This window comes from Bifidobacterium olomucense (genome assembly GCF_012932375.1).
Lineage (GTDB): Bacteria > Actinomycetota > Actinomycetes > Actinomycetales > Bifidobacteriaceae > Bifidobacterium > Bifidobacterium olomucense.
Genome location: NZ_JAAIIG010000005.1, coordinates 145,038 through 165,047, shown reverse-complemented (window position 1 = coordinate 165,047; position 20,010 = coordinate 145,038). Strand labels below are relative to the sequence as shown.

The following is a 20,010-nucleotide window of genomic DNA, read 5'->3' as shown; positions in this document are numbered from 1 at the left end:
GCTGAGCCGTCAAACGGACAGTCCAGTGGACTGTCCGTAGGCGAAGGGAGCGGCTATGCCGCGAGGGGAATCCGAAGGATTTCTGTCCGTAGCAGCGAACAGCGATAGCGTCGTGAGCGTCGCGGAATACTACGATGGCCGCTAGGCCATCACATCTTCTCGGGAGCGGAGACACCGAGCAGGTCGAGGCCGGCGGCGATCACGTCACGTACGGCATCATTGAGCTTCAGGCGGGCTGCGGCGCGATCCGGCTCCGGGGCCTTGGCGATGCGCACGGACTCAGCATCATCACCGCGGGCCTCCGGATCGGTCAGCTCCATCGGCACCACGCGCTCCACGTTGTACCACTTGTGGTAGGCGGCGGCCAGATCCTCAAGATAGTGGGCCACGCGGTGCGGGGCGCGAGCGTCGCCGGCCAGGGTGAGCAGAGCCGGCCACTGGGCAAGCGCGGCGAGCACTTCGCCGTCAGCCTCGGTATCAAGCAACGAAAGATCAGCACCGTCATACGAAATACCGGCGGCCTCGGCGTTGCGGTCCACATTGCAGGAGCGGGCGTGCGCATACTGCACGTAGTAGACCGGGTTGTCGTTGGAGTGAGAGGCGAGCAGGTTGAGGTCGATGTCCACCGGGGAGTTGTAATCGGTGCGAGCCAGCGAATAGCGGGATGCGTCCACGCCGATGGCTTCGACCAGATCGTCGATGGTCACGACGTTGCCGGCGCGCTTGGACATGCGCACAGCCTTGCCGTCCTTCAGCACGTTGACCAGCTGGCCGATCAGGATCTGCATGTTCTCGCCGGGCTTGTCGCCGAAGGCGGCGCACATGGCCATCATGCGGCCAATGTATCCGTGGTGGTCGGCACCAAGCATGTAGATGGCCACGTCGGCCGGGTCGGTGGCACGGTGGCGCTTGTTCCAGTAGTACGCGATGTCTGCGGCGAAGTAGGCGAACTCGCCGTTGGACTTGATAATCACACGGTCCTTGTCGTCGCCGTGCTTGGTGGACTCGAACCAAGTGGCGCCATCCTTCTCGTAGATGTCGCCGCGTTCGCGCAGCACTTCGATGGCACGCTTGACTTCACCGTCGGAGTACAGGCTGTTCTCATGGAACCACACGTCGAAGTTCACACGGAAGTCCTTCATGGACTTGCGGATCTCGTCGAACATCATCGGCACAGCGCGCTTGCGGAATTCTTCGCGCACTTCGGAATCGGATTCGCCGATCGGCTCGCCGTCGGCGTTCAGTCCCTGATCCTCGTGCTGCAGAGCGGTCAGATCCACACCGTCGGCCTTGGCTTCGGCCTCGACGCGGCGTGCGATCTCATCGATGTAGGCGCCCTTGTAGCCGTCGAACGGGGTTTCGGTCTGGTAACCGGCCTCGCCGAGGTTGTTGTCGTGCGCCCAGGCGGCGACCAGCGACTTGGCGAAGCGGTTGATCTGCTCGCCGTGATCGTTGAAGTAGTATTCGCGCACTACCTTGGCACCATTGGCCTCAAGCACGCGGGCCATAGCGTCGCCGGTGGCGGCCCAGCGGGTGCCGCCAATGTGGATCGGACCGGTCGGGTTCGCGGAGACGAACTCAAGGTTCAGGGTCTTGCCGGACAGGTGATCGTTGCGGCCGTACGTGGAGATGCCATGCTCATCAGCCGGCGCGTTCAGCACCTGATCGACCACGGCGGCGGCGGATGCGGAGTCAAGAGTGATGTTGATGAAGCCGGGGCCGGCCACCTCGACGGACTTGATGCCGTCGGCCTCGACGAGTGCGGCGGCGAACGGCTCGGCCAGATCGTGCGGCCTCATGCCGGCCTTCTTGGCCAGCTGCATGGCAATGTTGGAGGCCCAGTCGCCGTGGGCGCGGTCCTTCGGGCGCATCACGGTCAGCTTTTCGACGGGCGGAATCAGCTCGTCAGTCAAATCGCCGGCTTGACCGGCTGCGACGAGGTCGTGGGCAATCTTGGAAATCAGTTCACTTAACGCTTCAGGGCTCATTCTTCTAAGAATACCGAGAACACAGACAGTGCCTGCTGATCGCAGCGAATATACATACCGCCGCATCGACGCTTTCCTCAAGCCATTGCACCATATATAGGCTCGCCGCACATCTATACATACCGACCGACGGTATGTATAGTGTGAGACCGAACATCACAGACAATCCACCGGAAAGGAGCCGAGCATGGCGCGCAATGCACATCCGGAAGTCACCGAGCGGCGCATTCTCGAAGCCGCGCGCGAACTGTTCACGGAAAAAGGCTACGAGAAAACTTCCATCCAAAACATCGTGGACCGACTCGGCAATCTCTCCAAAGGCGCGATCTACCATCACTTCACATCCAAAGAGGCCATCCTCGACAAACTCAACGACACGGATTGGGACTACAGCCAAGCCGCGCGCGACCGCATCATGGCCCGCACCGATCTCAACGGCTTGGAGAAAATGCGCGAGCTGTTCAAAGTCACCATAGATAATAAGGACCACCGGAAGCTCAACGAGGTAACGATCCCCCTCCTCGACGACCCCACCACCCTCGCCTCCAGCCTCAATTTCTGGGCCGCCGAGCTGCCCAAGCACTGGCTACCCATCATCGAGGAAGGCATGCGCGACGGCTCAATCCCCACCGAATACCCGCAGGAAGCCGCCGAACTCATCTCACTGCTGGCCAACTATTGGCTGCTTACCCGTTTCTGCCCGCCAACGCGAGCCGAGCTCAGACATCGCATCCAATGCCTCGCCACCATGCTCAATGCCATCAACGTACCGGTTTTCGACGACGAGCTCATCCGCCAAACCTGCGACTTCTACGCCCAACTCAACGCACAGAATCCCGAGCAGACCCCACATGACTGACCTCCGCGCTTCCCACACTCCCCTCCCTTCCCACACTCCCCGTACTTTTCGCGCGAAAAGTACGTCCCAAGCCCTCAAAACCTCTCCGAAACAGCCAAATCGTGCGAAAAGTACGCTTACCGCCCCGAAAACGCCCGTTTCGCACGAAAATCGCGTTTCAGCCCCCATAAACCCGCCCAACGCGCACGAATCGCGCGAAAAGTACGCATCGCCGCTCCTCAGCCGCGATTTCATTCTGCTCGTCGCCGGCCAGGGCATCTCGCTGTTCGGCAACCTCATGCTGCGCTTCGCCATGGCGATGTGGGTGCTGGACCAAACCGGCTCGGCCACCGTGTTCGCATCGATTCTGGCCATCTCCGTCGTGCCGACCATCATTTTCTCCCCGTTTGGCGGCGTATTGGCCGACCGCATGAACCGCCGCACCATCATGGTCGCGCTCGATGCCATCTCAGCCATACTCGTCCTCGCAAGCGCACTCACGTTCGCCGCCATCGGCTTCAATCTTGTGGCCATCGGTACCATGCAGGTACTGCTCGCGGTGCTCGGCGCATTCGAAACTCCAACCGTGCAGGCCGCGCTCCCCCAAATGTTCCGCGAACACGGGCAGGGCACCTTGCGCAAAGCCATGGCCGTGGTCAATCAGGTGCAGCAGCTCGGCTCGCTGCTGCCCAGCTTCCTCGGCGGCGTGCTCTATTCGCTGACCGGCATCCGTCCAATGATGATCATCGCCGTCGCAAGCTTCGCCTCGGCCGCGGCCCTCGAACGCTTCATTCGGTTGGCGGCACCCGACCGCGGCAACGAGAAACTGCCCACGCCGGTCGAGGATCTCAAAACCGGGATCCGCTTCCTCGTCAAAGACCGCCCGAATGTGTTCGCACTGTTGCTGTACGCGGCCGGACTCAACTTTGTGATCATCGGCAATGCCGCAGTCGGTTTCCCCTACGTGATTCGCACGGTGCTCGGCTTCGATGCCACGGTCTACGGCATCGCGGACGGTCTGGTCGGCGTTTCAGGGGTGATTGGAGCGTTCGTCGCCGGCTTCTTTGCCGCACGACTTACGATGCGCAAGTTTCCGGCCGCGATGGTCGCGCTGGCAGTGTCGTTGCTGCCGCAGGGCTTGGTATTTCTGTTGCCGGCATCCGCTTGGGTCAAGTTGATTGTGCTGGTTGGCTTTACGTTCGGCACGATGATCGCCAGCTGTTTCTCAAATCTGATCGCGTTGCCCACCATTCAGCTCAATACGCCGGATGCGATAACGGGCAAGGTGATGGCGATGGTCGCGGCCATCAGCATGTGTGCGCAACCGTTGGGCCAGATGGCGTACGGGTGGGCATTCGATCACATGCCGGTCGCCGCCGTGCTGCTGATTTCGGCGGCGCTGCTTGGTGCTGGTGCAGTTGTTTCGGTGCCGCTTTCCAAACGATTTGAGGATGAGCAGGGGATCGCAAGAAACAATGGCCCCTTCCGGAAGAAGGGAGCCATCACGTAATCAATCCGTCGGATCCGACAGATCCGACGGATTAGTCACCCCGACAGATTAGTCGAAATCGGCGCCGAGCGCTTCAAGCTTGCCGCGGAAGTCGGCATAACCGCGATCAATCAGCGAGATGCCCTGCACGTTGGACGGGCCCTTGGCCGCCAGCGCCGCGATCAGGTGGGAGAAGCCGCCGCGCAGATCCGGCACGTCGATGTCGCGGCCGGTCAGCGGAGTCGGTCCGAAGATCACGGCGGAATGCTTGTAGTTACGCTGCTGGAAGCGGCACGGCAGCGAGCCGAGGCACTCGCGATACAACTGAATCGTGGCGCCCATCTGCACGAGCGGCTTGGTGAAGCCGAAACGGTTCTCGTACACGGTCTCGTGCACGATCGACAGGCCGTTCGCCTGAGTCAGAGCCACGACGAGCGGCTGCTGCCAGTCGGTCATGAAACCGGGGTGTACGTCGGTTTCGATGGCCACCGGCTTGAGGTCTCCGCCCGGATGCCAGAAGCGGATGCCCTTGTCGGTCACGTCGAATTCGCCGCCGACCTTGCGGAATACGTTAAGGAAGGTCATCATCTCCGGCTGGGTGGCACCCTTGACGAAGATGTCGCCGTGGGTGGCGAGCGCGGCGGAGGCCCACGAGGCGGCCTCGATGCGATCGGTCAGCGAGGTGTGCGTAAAGCCCTTGAGCTCCTTGACGCCTTCGATGCGGAACGTGCGGTCCACGTCCACGGAGATGATCGCGCCCATCTTCTGCAGCACAGCCACCAGATCCATGATCTCCGGCTCGATCGCCGCGCCGGACAGCTCGGTCTTGCCCTCGGCGAGCACGGCAGCCAGCAGCGTCTGCTCAGTGGCGCCTACGGACGGGTACGGCAGGTGAATCTTCGCGCCGTGCAGACCGTCGGGAGCGGTGATGTGAATGCCGTCCTCGTGCTCCTTGTCCACTGTGGCGCCGAGTTTGCGCAGCGTCTCCAAATGGAAGTCAATCGGTCGACCGCCAATCGCACAACCGCCCAATGCGGGGATGAACGCCTCGCCCAGACGGTGTACCAGCGGGCCTGAGAACAGAATCGGAATGCGGGAGGAGCCGGAAAGCGTATCCACGTCCGCCACATCCGCCAGCTGCACGTGGGAAGCGTCGATGGTCACAACACCGTTCGCGCCGTCCACATCCACGTCCACGCCATGCAGACGCAGCAGATCCGACACCACGTGTACGTCACGGATTTCCGGCACGTTCTTCAGCACCGACTTGCCCGGTGCCAGCAGCGCGGCCACCATGGCCTTGCTCACGAAGTTCTTCGCGCCACGCACCTTGATGGTGCCGTTCAACGGCTTGCCACCCTCAACATGCAGCACATCATTCGTATCCACAGCCACGCCACTCTCCTATATACGGCTTGCTCTTACTGAGATTGCGGTTCAAAAACGCTAGTGTCTAGTTTGCCATAACCCATGTGCGCACTCGGTGAAATGCGCCGGGAGCCAAACTCGGGAATTTTGGCGAGCCTACGAGACATCGCGAAGACATCGCGAAGACATCGCGAACGTCACCGTCGCGGGCATCACCTTTGCTTCTCCATAGCCACCATATTCATTGTTATCTACGTCACATATTCTGCCGAGACTTTCTCCATACCTCTACGCTACGATGCAAGGCAGGGCAATTGACGCCTAGGCCACAAGCAAAGGAGCATTTATGACCACCGTCGCCGTCATCGGCTGCACGCACGCCGGCACGTTCGCCGCCACCTCGATTCTTGCCGAACATCCGGATTGGACCGTCCACGTTTTCGAACGCAACGGCACCCTGTCCTTCCTCTCCTGCGGTATCGCATTGTGGGTGGGCGACCACGTCTCCGACCCGAAGAAGATGTTCTATTCCTCCCCCGAAGCGCTGGCGCAGGCCGGTGCAACCATGCATATGCGCACCGATGTGACGGCCGTGGATCTTGAGGCCAAGACCCTCACCTATCGCGCTCTGGAGTCGGATGGCAGCGATTCGTCTAGCGAAGAGACGCTCGCATTCGATAAGCTCGTGGTGACCACCGGCTCTCGCCCGGTGATTCCGCCGATTCCGGGCATCGACAGCCCGCATGTGCTGCTGTGCAAGAACTGGGACCACGCCATCGCCATCAAGGAGAAGGCGAAAACCGCCAAGTCCGCGGTCGTGATCGGCTCGGGCTACATCGGTGCCGAAATCGCCGAGCAGTTCAGCCTGACCGGCGTGACGACCACGCTGGTGGACGGTTTGGACCGCCCGCTGGCCAACAACTTCGATAAGGCCATCACCGATCAGGTGGCCGCCGCATTCGAGGAACACGGCGTGACGCTTGCGCTCGGCCAGAAAGTGGTGGAATTCCGCGACAATCCGGACAATACCGTCACCGTGGTCACCGAAAAGGGCGAGTACACGGCCGAGATGGCAATTCTCGCAGTCGGCTTCCTGCCGAACACCGACTTGCTCAAGGGCAAGGTGGATATGCTGCCGAACGGCGCGATCATTGTGGACGACTACATGCAGGCCTCCGTGCCGGACGTGTACGCCGCCGGCGACTCGGCCACCGTGTTCTACAACCCGACCGGCAAGCACGACTACATACCGCTGGCCACCAACGCCGTGCGTCAGGGTCTGCTTGTCGGACGCAACATCGAAACGCCGACCGTGAAGTATATGGGAACGCAGGCCACTTCGGCCGTACAGCTGTATGATCTGTCTCTGGCCGCATCGGGTCTGACGAAGGCCGGTGCCGAGCGCCGCGGGCTCACGGTACGCGAAACCGAGCTGGTGGATGACTACCGCCCGGACTTCATGCTCACCACCACGCCAGTCACCTCGATCCTGACGTGGGATCCGGAAACCCGTCAGGTCAAGGGTGGCCAGTTCTGCTCGAAGGCGGACATCTCCGGTGCCGCGAACGTGATCTCCATGGCGATTCAGGCCGGGTTCACTGTCGATCAGCTGGCCAACGTGGACTTCCTGTTCCAGCCCAACTTCGATAAGCCGGTTTATTACGTGGGTGCCGTGGCCATGAAGGCCGCAGCCGAGTAGATCGCAGCGTTTCACCGCTCTGCTTGAGCTGTTCCTGCCGTTTCGGACGCCCCGACCGTCCTGCCGTTTCGACGTTCCGGCGTTCCGGCACGGCCTCTTTGCGAAAAAGGCGCGCTGACCATCACTCAGCGCGCCTTTTTCGCGAGAAGACCCGAACGGTGAGTCTATGGAGTCTATGGAGTCTCAGAGGCCTCAGAGACTCCATAGACTCCATAGTCACAGCCCCATTCCTCGCCCTTTCGCGAATATGTACCACTCACTGTTCGTCAGTGGTACATATTCGCGGGGGATGAGGACGGGGACGGGGACGGGGACGGGGACGAGGACGAGGACGAGGACGACGAAGACGTCCGTAACGGTGTCAGAGAGCCGCCTTGATCTTGTGGGCCAATTCGGCGTCCCACATGGCTCCGGTGGCGGACATCACCGAATCCGCGCCAGCCTGCTTGTACGCCTCGTAATCGGCGGGCGAAACCACACCGCCCACGCCATTGATGGCGAAATCAAGCCCAAGACGCTCACGCAACGCAGCCAAGCGACGCACCATTTCCAGGCCGGCACCCCGAATCGCGCTGCCGCACACGCCGGAACGATCGCGACCGGCACCCGGAAGCGCCTGATTGCCGTCCTTATCCACCAACTTCGCGGAAATCGTGTTGATCGTGCTGAAGCCCTGCACGGTGCCACGGCCCACGGTGGAACGCACCATCAGCTCCAAATCATCATCGCTGGGAATAAACGCCAGCTTGATCATCAGCGGCGTATCGCCGATTTCCTGTTTCACGGCCTCCGTAATGCGACCCACAAGCAACGGGTTATGGCACAGCAAACGGTTATGTCCCTCATTCGGGCAACTGGTGTTCATCACCATCAGCTTCGCGCCGGTTTCCTTGACCAATCGGGCCGTAGTGGCATGGTCGGCGATATAGTCCTCCTCGCTCATGCCTTCCACACGAGAACCTTGGAAACTCGGCACCAGCACCTGCCCCGGGCCGGCCGCGGCAATGGCGGCCCTCATATCCGGCTGCCAGACGTCCGGATCCTGCGAGGGCACACCGAAGCTGTTGGAGATGGAAATCGGCAGCTCATAGTTCGTATCCGCCAGCACGCCTTCGTCCAGCTCAGCGCTGCCGGGGGTCAGCTGGCCGTCCGCCGACTTCGGGTGCACGGCCAGCACATTCGGGAACGGGTTGCAGCCCCACGCACGCGAACGCACGGTTTTGTACGTGGCCAAATCGAATCCCATACGGAAAGCCGCTGTGGTGTAACGACTGTTGAGCAACGGACCCGCGGGAATACCGAACGCCAAATTCACCGGCTGCCCCAGGAATGTGGAGGCCGTTGTCGAGGAGGCATTGGAGCCGGAGCTGCTGCCATCGGCTACAGGCAAAACGCCCTTCCCCTCCAGCGCAGCGGCGAATGCTCCGAACGGGCCACATGCATAGTTGTCTTCATAGGTGCGGTTCACATCGTAGAACGGCTCGAAATCACTCATGAATCAACCATAAGCCACCGCCGGCCAGCCCACGCCCGATATCTTCGTTGTCGGAATCACCTCAGGCGAAATCGATGCCTGACCAGCCTCAAAATCCTCATCCGATCATCGCCGCAGCGAACGAAAGCACCGCCATCACAGCGTTGATCACCACGAAAATGATGAACGTCGGGCACGCCCACGCCGCGTAAGTGCCCGATACGCTGCGATTATCGCGACGATATTGCCGCAGGCCCCGCCCCCAGAACGCAAATACGATCAACGCCCCAATGACACCGATCAGGGCGAGCGCGATCGAATATATAGCGTACCCGGTGCTGTCAAGGTAGCCTGCCAGCCACGTATCGATCACGCCGGAAAGAATCGCATTGTTGAACACGTGCAGCGCGATCGACCAGATCAGCGAGTATTCCATGGCCACAAAGCCTAGAATCAGGCCGAACAGGAAGGCGAAGGTCCCCTGCACCACGTCATCATGGAACAGGCCGAACGCCAGCGCGGACGTTATGATCGCAAAGTTGCGGCCGAGCGGCTTCAGCTCTTTCATCAGCACGCCGCGGAACAGCACTTCCTCACAGATCGGTCCAACTAAGCCGATATACAGCCACATGCTTACGGTCACCGCGGATTCATTGATGCTTTCGGAGGTGGGCGAGGCCAGATCGGCACCGACCATCGCGAAAGCGAGCTGCACCAATGTCACCACGCCTTGCACGCCGAGCCCCAGCGCAATGAACGCCAGGAACCATAAAGGACGCATGCGACCGCCGCCGTACTGGCTGATGCGCCCACGCTGATTCGGTTCGCCATACGTGTCCACATGACTGCCACCGAGCCAGAATTCGCGGGTGATGATGTCGCGGTGGCGCATCAACAGCAGGAAACCGAATGCCGTAATCACGGATACCAAGCTGATAATGCCATCCCAGCTGGTGCCGAGGTCCTGTTTGCCGGTCACCGAAGCGGCGATAAGCGCCACGATGGACGCGGCGATGGCGCCGACGTACATCATGCCTTGATACGCCAGGGTCAAGCCCATCGCGCGATTGGTGACTTTGCGCCGCCACGTCCGCCACGCTTTGCGCAGGTCGATCGGCTGAACCGGCACTGCAGCCCAGTATGGAATGTACGTTTGCGGTTGCGCTTGGGATTGCAGCTGCGGCTGAGGTTGATAGGACCGCGCCGGACCGTAGGAATACGCCGGGACCGATGGACCGACCGGAGCAGACGAGCCGTATGGATTCGGATAGTAAGGCTGACCATAGCCGTACTGCGGCGCGGCAGCATACTGTCCACCACCATATTGACCGCTATCGTAAGGCCCGGCACCATACGTACCGGCGTTGTACTGTGGGTTGCCGTATTGCGGCGAGGGCACAGGCTGCCCGTACCGCTGTTGGTCTGGCTGCACAATAAAGTCGAGCCCCTGAGAGCGCGATGGCTGAGGCCGGCCAATACGTTGGTTGTGAGCCGATGTTTCTCGCGACATGTTTGGTAGAGGCGACTGTTGATCTTGGTTGCGCTGCGCGCGTTGATTCTCCTGCGAATCCCACTGCGAAGGCTGTGCCGGAGCCGGTATCTGCGGTTGCCCGGATTGCTGCTCGTTCATGCTCATGCGTTCCAACCTATCCACTCTTCCTGAGCGAATCGTGATGATGTCCGCAGATGTCCACGAGAGACTCCTACTAGGATGGTGCGCATGAGCGTTGAGCAGGGGAAGGACACAACCTCGCCGGTTTTGGTGGCGGCTGTGGATAACGATCGTATGGCGCTGTTGGCATTGCAGGGGATTTTGCCGCAGCTGATGTCTACCGCGCGATGGATGTGGGGCGTAGGCACGGCCGATGAAGCGGTGCGAATGGCACTGGATCCGCAGACTCGTCCACGAGTGCTGATGGTGGATATGTCACTTGGCGATGCGACTGGCGTCAGCGTGTGCCGTACGATTCGTTCGCGCACGGATCGGGTGCTGTTGCTCGGCATCACCGCGTTCACCGTGGAAACATACGCTGAGCGCATTGCTGCAGCCGGGGCGCAAGGCATCGCATCCAAGGCCGATATTCCGCAGTTGGCGCAAGCGTTGCGTACGGTCGCGGCCGGCGGCACGTTTGTTCCGCCGTCTATGCGCGCTGCGGCATCCGCGCCATTGCAATTTCATACGGCGAGCGACGCACACCGTATGCTGGTGGACGGCACGACGGCCAACCATGGCAACGGAATGGATAACGACGGCCGCCCAGCACCTAAACTCGGTGCCAAAGAAGCCGAGACACTGCATCTGCTCTCCCGCGGACTGACCTACGATCAGATCGCCGCCCAGTGGGGAGTCACCGCCTCCACCGTCCGAACCCACGCCCACCGAGCCGTAGACAAACTAGGCGCCCACTCCCTAGCCCATGCCATAGCGTTATGGCTGAGCCGTTAAGCAAACAGTCCAGTGGACTGTTTGTAGGCTCAGCCTGAGCGAGGCGATAGCCGAGCGAGGGTAGGTCTGAGTCTGGCCGAAGGCCAGTCCCTAATTGCTGGACCGAAGGGGAGCCGTTAGGCAAACAGTCCAGTGGACTGTTTGTAGGCTCAGCCCGAGTGAGGCGATAGCCGAGCGAGGGTAGGTCTGAGTCTGGCCGAAGGCCAGTCCCTAATTGCTGGACCGAAGGGGAGCCGTTAGGCAAACAGTCCAGTGGACTGTTTGTAGGCTCAGCCTGAGCGAGGCGACAGCCGAGCGAAGGTGGGATTGAGCCTGGCCGAAGGCCAGTCCTTAATTGCTGGGCCAAAGGAGAGCCGTTAAGCAAGCGGAATCTCCGCGCCGAGTGTCCATGTACCGTCTTGGGCACTGGTATTGAGCGTGCCGCCAAGAGCCTCGATGGTCGCGCGCTGCATGGTCAGACCGCGACCTTGACGATGCTGATGCACCAACGTCTGCGATTCGTCGGCGATCATATTGATTTCATTGATTCGGATGCCTTCTTGCGTGATGTCGATGAACAGGCTATAGGCCGGTTCGTCATCATTCAAGGTACGACCGGCACCGTCATCCGATTGGTCCTCCAATGCGCAATGCCGCACGATATTGGCGTATATCTCTTCCAGCAGCCCCATCGTCGCCCGTTGCACGGCAGCAGATACCATCACCCCCGGTACCGCGTGCAACCGACTCACGCCATGCAGCCCCAACATGCTCATCGCGCGATCCTGATCCTCTACGTATTTTTCGACGTGCGCATCGATTGGAGTCCGATCGGCTGCGGATGCCACAGATTCGGCCTCAGTCATATCAGCCATATCAGCCATATCCGAAACCCCGGCCTCATGATCGGCCCCGAATGCCTCTCCTGAAACGCCCGCTCCCGCGACACCCGCGCGCAGCTCCTCCAGCTCCCGCTTGCCGTTGAGCACATCGATTACTTCATGCACACGGTCCAATGCATGATGCGAGCGCGCGTAGATCGCGTCCAGCAATTCGGCGTCGTCATCCATGGCTTTCGCACGCCATGCCAACATCGCGATGGTGGACATGTCGTTGGCCACCGAATCGTGAATCACATGGGCTAATTCCTGCTCACGGGTGATGCGCCCGAGCAACAATTCGGTGCGTTCGGCGCGCGCGTCGGCTTCGGCAGTGCGCCGGAATGCGGTGCCGAATACGCGCAGAAAGCCCAACACCATCAGGTCCAACGCCAGTGTTGCCACAAACACCACCAGCGAATACTGCGGCAACGCCGCTTCGGCATGCGATGCAATCGTCATGCCGTCTTCGGCCATCGTTTGCCGATTGAGATCGTTCAGCGCCTCGATAACACCGCGGATGAGCCCGCCGCCCAGCGAGGGGAAAGCGAACCAGGCGGCACCGATGCCGTCCAGCACCGCATAGCCCACCTGCATACCGATCGCCGGCCAGCGCGGCAACGTATATCCGATGCACAGGAACGACGCAATCAATAGGAAATCACCGGCCGTCCACCACCCCGGATGAGGCATTGCGGAGGCGATCAGGCACAGCACCGGGCCGATGATGCACAACGTACGTGGTGCGAACGGCAGCATAGCCACCAATACCAGCCATCCAAGCGCAAACAACATCTGCAACGGAGAATCCGGCGGCATGATGATCAGCGTTACCACCATCGCCACGCCGGTACACAGGCTTGTTTTCTCCAGAAAATGCGGCTCGCGGAACCATACCATCCAGCGACGCCACATGGCTCGTGCGGCGTCAAGTCCGGCACGTGCCTCACTCACCGATTGCGCCGACTGCGCGGATTGCGCGGACTGCGTCAATCGCCCCGATCGTCTACCTACCATCAGCGCCGCCCCAATCCCCAGCCTGCGCCGGGCCGGTCGAATCGCGTACCCAGCGGATTGCTGGGGCCAATCATCAGTGTGATCGAGATGATGACCGACATCAGCAGCGCGCCGAAGCACAACAGCATCGCCACGACCATGGTCTGCGCGAAAGCCGACGACGATCCATCACCGGACACATTTCCCACCACGACGGAAACAACCACTGCAATCAAACCGACAAACTGCAGTAGCGTGGGCAACACCACCCACCAGCCACGTCGATTCTCGTCGTGCAGACGACGTACAGACAACGACAGATTCGATACAAACAGCAACGCCTGGGGTACCAGCTGCGCGTTGTTGGCGAAATCGTCGAGCGGCGAACCGAAGACGCCGTCACTGCCGGCATTGCTGATGCCCATCAACATGCCTATGCCATACGCAGCATAGGCAAAGCCCATATTCAGCAGGATGAAGAGCAGCTGGGCCCACCAGTATTCGCCACGGGACGCCCGACCGTGAAAATAGAACGTCTTGCGGAAGAATCGCACGATGGCTTTGCCGAACCCGATGCCATACCACGGCGCCCACAGCGGCGGGGTGTCCGCGTTGCCTTGCCCGGGCACCGGACCTGTCACATAAGGATTAGGAAAGGATCGGCCCGCCACGTACGGATTGCCGTTCGGTCGTACTGCGCCATGATGAGAACTGTGCGGCCCCTGTGGAATCCGCGGGTCCTGCGGAGCGTGATCACCATCGTTCATCGTCAATCCCTTTCTCGTTACGCTCCACTCAACCGCAAATACCCGTTCCCGTCCAGCGGAGAGGCGCTTCGGTCAACATCTGTGGACCGATCGCGCCGGAACACCTGCCGGACTGGATATGGTTGGGTACAGCACAGACCAGAACGAGAGGAGTACGGCAATGGAGCCTGAAGAGCCCAAAGGCAGCGCGCACACCGCGGGCAGTGCCGCCAACTTCACAGCACCGATCGACGCCGGCTGGCGACCGTTGCCACCGCGAATACGCACGGTGTGGCTGATCAACGAAGCGATTGAAACCGGCATATGGCTGGCGGTCTGCGCCGTAGTCGCCATCGTATGCGTTGCAAACGGCTGGTGGGGAGTCTGGCAGCGGCTTATCGTCGCATTGGCGGCAACCTATGCGGTGTTGGATCTTGCGTTTCAGCCGCTGCAAACCAAGTACCTCTACGCCTTCACGCGATTCCGTATCGGCGAGCGCGATCTCGCCACTCGCAAAGGTTGGTTGTTCCGGCGCTCCATCACCACGCCATACACACGTGTGCAGCATGTGGACACCAAGCAGAATCCGGTGCAACGGCATTTCGGTCTGACCACCGTGGTGGTGCACACGGCGGCCGACGAGCATGAAATCGCCGCGCTGGACACCGCCGAAGCCGAACGCATGGTGGCGCTGATCACCGAACGTGTGGCCATGGCAAAGGACGATCTGTGATGGCAGACGGTCAGTACAGCACATCCGTGGGCAGCAGCAGCCCGGCCGGCGACCGGCCCAACAGCCAATCCAACAGCCGGCCCAACAGCCAATCCAACGGCCAGCCCGTCACCGTTTGGCGCATGCTGCACCCGGCCGGGCTCATCGTGGCGATGGTTTCCTCAGTGCGCGGCATCATCGGTCTGTTCATCACGTTTCTGGTCATTCTGCGCCGGGAGTTAAGCGGTACGATCATCGTGCTGGCTTTGGCGTTGGCCATCGTCGCCGCGCTGATCCCTCCCATCGTCGAATGGTCGACCACCCGTTACCAGCTTGGTTCGGACAATCTCTCGTTCACATCCGGGCTGCTGTTTCGCAAGCATCGCACCATCAGCTACGGCTCGATCCATGCCATCAACAGTTCGTCACCGGCGTATCTGCAGCCATTCGGCGTCGTACAGCTCACCGTTTCGGCGGCAGGTGCGGCAGATGCGGATATCCGATTGACTGCCGTGCCTGCAGTACTGCAACTGGAGCTGGAGCAGTTACGCACGCGGGCACGCACAGTGCAGACCAGCGCAGCGCAGACCCACACAGCGCAGACCCACACGACTGTCACGTCACCCAACCGCAACGCGACCTATGATCCCGCCTACACAGCCGGGCCCATTGCGTGCGTCGGCAAGTCCGCACCGTCCGCGGACTCGCGTGGCCGGACTCCGGTGTTTCGCGCCTCGGTGAAGGATATCCTGCTGTCCGCCATCACCGATCTCGGATTCTTGGCAGCCGCATTCGTGGTATACGGATTCATACAGCAGATACAGGAGATTGTGCCGAAAAGTCTGGTACGTCGGGCCGAACAGTCGGTGGGCGACGCATTGACAGGCGGCGTACTGTCCGTCGTGATGCTGGTGTTGGTCTGTGTGATGACGCTGATGGTGGTGAGCATCGTCACCTCGCTGCTGCGATTCTATGGTTTCGAAGTGTGGCGTCGCGGCGACGATCTAGTGGTGGTACGGGGGCTGTTCACACGCCGTACATCCACGATTCCGATCAGTCGAATTCAGACGGTGATTATCCGGCAGTCGCTGCTGCGCCGGCCGTTCGGCCTGTGTTCGGTGGGTTTGGGATTAAGCTCCTCAACCGGTGAGGGAAACGAAGAAAACGCCATTTCCGCAGCCCGTATTCTACCGGTGATTGGCACGCGCCGGGTCTATACGGTGCTGCACGATATGCTGCCGGAATGGGACGTGCGGGAACCGGATTCCGCACATGGCCTGACAATCCGACATACCGGCCGCGGTCTGCTGCGGTATTACCTCACGATGCCAGTGATATCGACGTTGGCTGCGATGGCATTGGTCTGGCTTGGATCAAATGCCGCCGCGGCAACCGCATGGCGTACATCGCTTGCTTTGCCGGGGCTCGGATGGCCCTGGTGGCTGTTATTCGTACCTTTGGCATGCGGATTATGGCTGGTTGCCTGTCGTTGGCTCAAGTGCCGGGAAGAGGGGTATGCAATTGCCGACGAACACTTGCGCAAAGTCGGGCAGGAATCCCCGTCCGCGCCCGTCCAACAGACCCTCGACGCCTCCTCCTCGCCTGAGACTGCACCAGCACCGGTCCGTGACATTGCCGTGCTGCCGAATCGCATAGTGGTTTCGGGCGCAAGCACATTGAATACATTCATGATGGTGACCCGTCGCTCGCGCGTGCAGTCGTTCAAGCGATCGACCACATTGTGGCGTGAGCCGCGCGGCATCTTCAGTGTGCGGATGCTGTTGTTCGTCATGAACGGCATCAGCGAGCTGCGTTTCCTGTTCCTCGATCGCAAGGATGCCGAGACCCTCGCCCGCTGGTTCGACGGACAGTGAGCGGTCGAGCGAAACCAAACTTACGACAAAGGGCCTTCCGGTGGACCCGGAAGACCCTTCAGTCGATGCCGATAATCGGCCGATGATCAGTGCCGATTACTCAGCCGATATCGTACTGGCATCAGTGACGCTGACGCTTGGCGACGGTCAGCACCACCACGGCGATGGCAGCGAGAATCACCACGGCAGCGGCGATAATGGCCACATTCGTACCAGTATTGCTCAGCTTGTTCTTGGCGGTATTGGTAGTCGTGTTGTTGGCAGTGTCGCCCTTGGCAGTGGTATCGCCCTTCGGTGTGGTCGGCTGCGGCTTAGCCTCGGCCTTCTTCACAGTCACGGTAGCGGTGACGGGGAATTCCTCGCTGCCGACCTTGCCCTGCACCTCGAACGTACCGGCCTTGTTGATCAGCGCGGCATCATATGCTTCCCACTCAACTGCGGCGGGAACCTTATCGCCGTTGGACCACACCACGTTGATCTGTGCGGGCAGCTCCGGCTTGGTGCCGACCGTGGTGGTCAGCTCGAACTGGCTCTGCTCCACGTTGGACGGGGTGGCAGGCTCCACAGTCACCTTCAGGGTGACGGTCTGGCCTTCCACCGTGCCCTTCACGTCGAAGGTGCCGCCTTCGCGCTTGGTGTAGTCGGTGAACGTGTTCCACACGATGGCTTCGGTGGTGTCCGAGCCGCCGTCGCTCCAAGAGACCTTGGCGTTCTTCGGGAACTCGGCGGACGGATCGGTGCCGGAAGGCGTGGTCAGCGTGGTTTCGCCGTCAACCACCGCACCGGTGACCGTGGCGCTGTGCACGGTGACATCAGCCTCAACCGTGCCGTTCCAGCCTTCAACGGAGCCGAGCACCTTGACGGTCTTGTCCGCGCCGGAACGGTTGGAGAAGTCCACACCGTTGGTGTTCCACGTCACGGCGACCTGCGTATCAGCAGCGCCGTTCGACCAGTGTGCGTTCACGGTTGCGGGCAGCGTCGGCACCTTTCCGGCTGCGGTTTCGGCAGTCGCGTTGTCAACGCCGGTGATGGTGGCCTTCACCACGGTCACCTTCCACGTAACGGCCTTGCCTGCGGCGGTACCGGTGAAGGTCTGATCGCCGGCCGTCTCGAAGGAGGCCGCGTTCGGATCGGCGTCGGCATTCCAGACGATGGTCTCGTCGGACTTGTCGCCGTTGGACCAGGTCGCCTTGACGGTGGCCGGAATGGCCGGCTTGACGCCTTCGCCAACGGTGACCTCCTGAGGCTGGGCGATACCGGTCACGGTGGCCGCGTTCACGGTCACATGTGCGGTGAGCTTGAAGCCTTCCGCGGTACCGGTCAGATCGTACTGGCCACCCGCACGGTTCTTGTAGTCATCCTTGGATTCCCAAGTGATGGTTGCGTTGGTGGTGTCGCCGTTGGACCATGCCAGCTTGGCGGTCTTCGGCAGCTTGGAAGCCGGGTTCGTACCGGAGTCGGTGGTCACTGCGGTTTCCGTGGTGCCGTCGGTGAACGTGGCGCCTGTAGCCTTGGCGGGGTTGACGGTCACCTTGATGGTCACGGTCTGATCGGACTGGCCGTTGGCCACGCCCTTGACCTCGAAGGAACCACCGTTGCGGTCCTTCCACGTGTTCGGCACGGCGGCCCAAGTCACCGGCACATCCTGACCCTTCTTGCCGTTGTCCAGATCGGCCTTCACGGTCGCGGGCAACTGCGGTTCGGTGCCGGATTCCACGGTGATGGCGGCCGGGTTGTAGACCTTGGTCACCTTGGCATCCACCACGGTGACCTTCCACGTGACGGGCAGACCCTGAGCCTTGCCGGTGAAGGTCTGATCACCCAGTTCGTCGAAGTTGGCGGCAGACGGGTTCTTGCCGGCGTCCCAGACGATGTTCTCATCGGTGACGTCGCCATTGGACCAAGTCACCTTGGAGGTCGGGATGGAGCCGAGTGCGCCGCCCTTGACCACGGTGGTCGTGGCCGGGCTGGCGGCCTTGGTGGCGGTGGCCGGGGTGACGGTGACCTGTGCGGTGACCGTCTTGCCGGTATCGCCGACCTTGCCGTTCAGCGAGTAGGTGGCACCCTCGCGCTTCTTGTAGGAATCGTTGGCATCCCATGTGATAGCAACATTGTTGTCGAAGCTGCCGTTCGACCAAGCGACGGTAGCGGTGGACGGCAAGCTCGGCGCAGTGCCGGAAGCGGTGGTGACCTTGGTGTCGCTGTTCGCGGTGACGCCGGTGATGCTGGCGGCCTTGACGGTGAGCTTCAACGAAGCGGTCTTGCTGGTACCGGCGACGGTGCCCGTCACGGTCAGCGTGCGCTGCTTGCGATCGGCGTTCCAGTTATCCGGCACATTCCACGTCACGGCAGCCTGGCCGGCGGTGCCGTCATCGTACGTCACGGATACCGTAGCCGGCAGGTTCGTCGGCTTGGCGGTGCCGGATTCCACGGTGATGGCGGCCGGGTTGGTGACCGACTGGATGCTGCGCAGTCCTGCGAGAGCCTCTTCAGGAGTCTGCGTGGTGCCGGTGGTATTGCCGTTGCTCTGAGCGATTTCCAGCACGGTGACAATCGCACCTTTCCAACGACCGCTCGGAACCACGGACACGCCAATGCCGGCGATATCAGCATAGGGGAACACTTCGGTCAGGTAATGGCCATAGCCCTGACGGTAATAGGCCAAGTCATCGGCGGAAGCGTTCGGATGTTCGATTTCGTAGTTCAGCTCGCTGTACCACGAATCAACCGGGTTGTACGAGTTATAGCCGAGGAAGCCGATAGCCAAGGCCTCCGGGCCGAAATAATACGTTCCCATAGGATTGCTGTAGTTGCCGAACCAAGACGGGCGACCATTCGTCATATTGTCATGGGACAACGGTGTTTGGGGGTTGCTTACCGCGCGTTGTGCCATCTCCTCGGCACGCGTTTGCGCCCACTTCATTACATCGCTGTTGACCTTCAGCGCCGACACGGCAGAGCCGTCGGCAACGCCATCCGGAATCTGACTAGCGGTCATCGAGGAATTGTTATCGGCCTTCTGAGCCGCGGCAATCTGTTCCTTGGTCAGTGCGCGGCGATCAGTACGAGCGCGCAAGGCATTCAGGTCCTGCACGTATTTCAACGCCTGCACTACATTGGCATTGGCGCCGGCGTCCGTGCTCAGGCTTGCATCCGCCGCCTGCGCGGGCAGCACGCAGAACAGCATGGCAAGGCTCGCCACGGCAGCAGCGATTCCGGCCAATCGTCGTGTGATGTTCTTCGACATCGTCTCTCCAAACTTATGTCATGATTTTCCCGGCCTAAACCACATCCGAGAGCATCGTTGCATACAGGGAAAAGTATAGGTCTTCCCAACGATAGGCAGAAGGGCCGTTCCCCCGAGCTTCAGTCCAGCCCAAGCAAACCCACAAACCCAGCTCAAACAACAAAGGTGATGATGGTCAGCAACCATCATCACCTCAATGCAAAAACCAAACGATCGCAAGCTAAATAATGCCGCGATCAGCCAACAATCAAAGACTTGCCTTACGGCAAGACTCAA

Annotated in this window: 13 protein-coding genes; 6 read left to right on the top strand and 7 right to left on the bottom strand. The window is 60.9% G+C overall.

Features of this window, described 5'->3' with window-relative positions:
* Positions 1-149: 149 nt before the first annotated feature.
* Positions 150-1,988 (bottom strand): arginine--tRNA ligase, encoded by a 1,839-nt coding sequence (gene argS / locus G1C97_RS07170; protein WP_100497155.1) that lies wholly within the window; start codon positions 1,986-1,988, stop codon positions 150-152.
* A 187-nt stretch (positions 1,989-2,175) separates the two neighbouring features.
* Between argS and G1C97_RS07165 the strand changes: the two genes are divergently transcribed.
* Both G1C97_RS07165 and G1C97_RS07160 read left to right on the top strand, forming a co-directional pair.
* Positions 2,176-2,847, top strand: a complete 672-nt coding sequence (locus G1C97_RS07165) for a TetR/AcrR family transcriptional regulator (protein WP_100497156.1) — start codon at positions 2,176-2,178, stop codon at positions 2,845-2,847.
* Positions 2,848-3,013: 166 nt separating this feature from the next.
* Positions 3,014-4,336, top strand: coding sequence for an MFS transporter (locus G1C97_RS07160; RefSeq protein WP_335341350.1), 1,323 nt, complete (start codon positions 3,014-3,016; stop codon positions 4,334-4,336).
* A 48-nt stretch (positions 4,337-4,384) separates the two neighbouring features.
* Here G1C97_RS07160 and murA read toward each other — a convergent pair whose 3' ends face one another.
* On the bottom strand, positions 4,385-5,710 hold the full coding sequence (gene murA, locus G1C97_RS07155) for a UDP-N-acetylglucosamine 1-carboxyvinyltransferase (RefSeq protein ID WP_169241188.1): 1,326 nt from the start codon (positions 5,708-5,710) through the stop codon (positions 4,385-4,387).
* A gap of 319 nt (positions 5,711-6,029) precedes the next feature.
* Between murA and G1C97_RS07150 the strand changes: the two genes are divergently transcribed.
* Entirely contained in the window at positions 6,030-7,382 is a 1,353-nt protein-coding gene (locus G1C97_RS07150) for an NAD(P)/FAD-dependent oxidoreductase (protein WP_169241187.1), read from the top strand.
* 361 nt (positions 7,383-7,743) lie between these two features.
* Here the strand turns inward: G1C97_RS07150 and G1C97_RS07145 are convergent, their stop codons facing one another.
* Both G1C97_RS07145 and G1C97_RS07140 read right to left on the bottom strand, forming a co-directional pair.
* A complete protein-coding gene (locus tag G1C97_RS07145; RefSeq protein ID WP_169241186.1) occupies positions 7,744-8,877 on the bottom strand; it encodes a beta/alpha barrel domain-containing protein in 1,134 nt (377 codons plus the stop codon).
* Between the two features lie 97 nt (positions 8,878-8,974).
* Positions 8,975-10,288, bottom strand: coding sequence for a CPBP family intramembrane glutamic endopeptidase (locus tag G1C97_RS07140; RefSeq protein ID WP_335341347.1), 1,314 nt, complete (start codon positions 10,286-10,288; stop codon positions 8,975-8,977).
* Positions 10,289-10,576: 288 nt separating this feature from the next.
* Between G1C97_RS07140 and G1C97_RS07135 the strand changes: the two genes are divergently transcribed.
* Positions 10,577-11,302: a LuxR C-terminal-related transcriptional regulator gene (locus G1C97_RS07135; protein ID WP_169241185.1), complete on the top strand. Its 726-nt coding sequence runs from the start codon at positions 10,577-10,579 to the stop codon at positions 11,300-11,302.
* Positions 11,303-11,658: 356 nt separating this feature from the next.
* On the opposite strand, the gene G1C97_RS07130 is transcribed toward G1C97_RS07135, so the two are convergent.
* Positions 11,659-13,176, bottom strand: coding sequence for a hypothetical protein (locus G1C97_RS07130; RefSeq protein ID WP_169241184.1), 1,518 nt, complete (start codon positions 13,174-13,176; stop codon positions 11,659-11,661).
* The gene (locus G1C97_RS07125) at positions 13,176-13,922 is read right to left on the bottom strand and encodes a DUF805 domain-containing protein (RefSeq protein WP_169241183.1); all 747 of its coding nucleotides are present in this window, start codon (positions 13,920-13,922) and stop codon (positions 13,176-13,178) included. The genes G1C97_RS07130 and G1C97_RS07125 overlap by 1 nt, the downstream gene beginning before the upstream one ends.
* A 160-nt stretch (positions 13,923-14,082) precedes the next feature.
* Here G1C97_RS07125 and G1C97_RS07120 point away from each other — a divergent pair, with 160 nt between their 5' ends.
* Together G1C97_RS07120 and G1C97_RS07115 are read left to right on the top strand one after the other, a co-directional pair.
* Entirely contained in the window at positions 14,083-14,634 is a 552-nt protein-coding gene (locus G1C97_RS07120; RefSeq protein ID WP_169241182.1) for a PH domain-containing protein, read from the top strand.
* Positions 14,634-16,487, top strand: a complete 1,854-nt coding sequence (locus G1C97_RS07115; protein WP_169241181.1) for a PH domain-containing protein — start codon at positions 14,634-14,636, stop codon at positions 16,485-16,487. Before G1C97_RS07120 ends, G1C97_RS07115 begins: the two co-directional genes overlap by 1 nt.
* Positions 16,488-16,608: 121 nt before the next feature.
* On the opposite strand, the gene G1C97_RS07110 is transcribed toward G1C97_RS07115, so the two are convergent.
* On the bottom strand, positions 16,609-19,734 hold the full coding sequence (locus G1C97_RS07110; protein WP_169241180.1) for an Ig-like domain-containing protein: 3,126 nt from the start codon (positions 19,732-19,734) through the stop codon (positions 16,609-16,611).
* Positions 19,735-20,010: the final 276 nt, after the last annotated feature.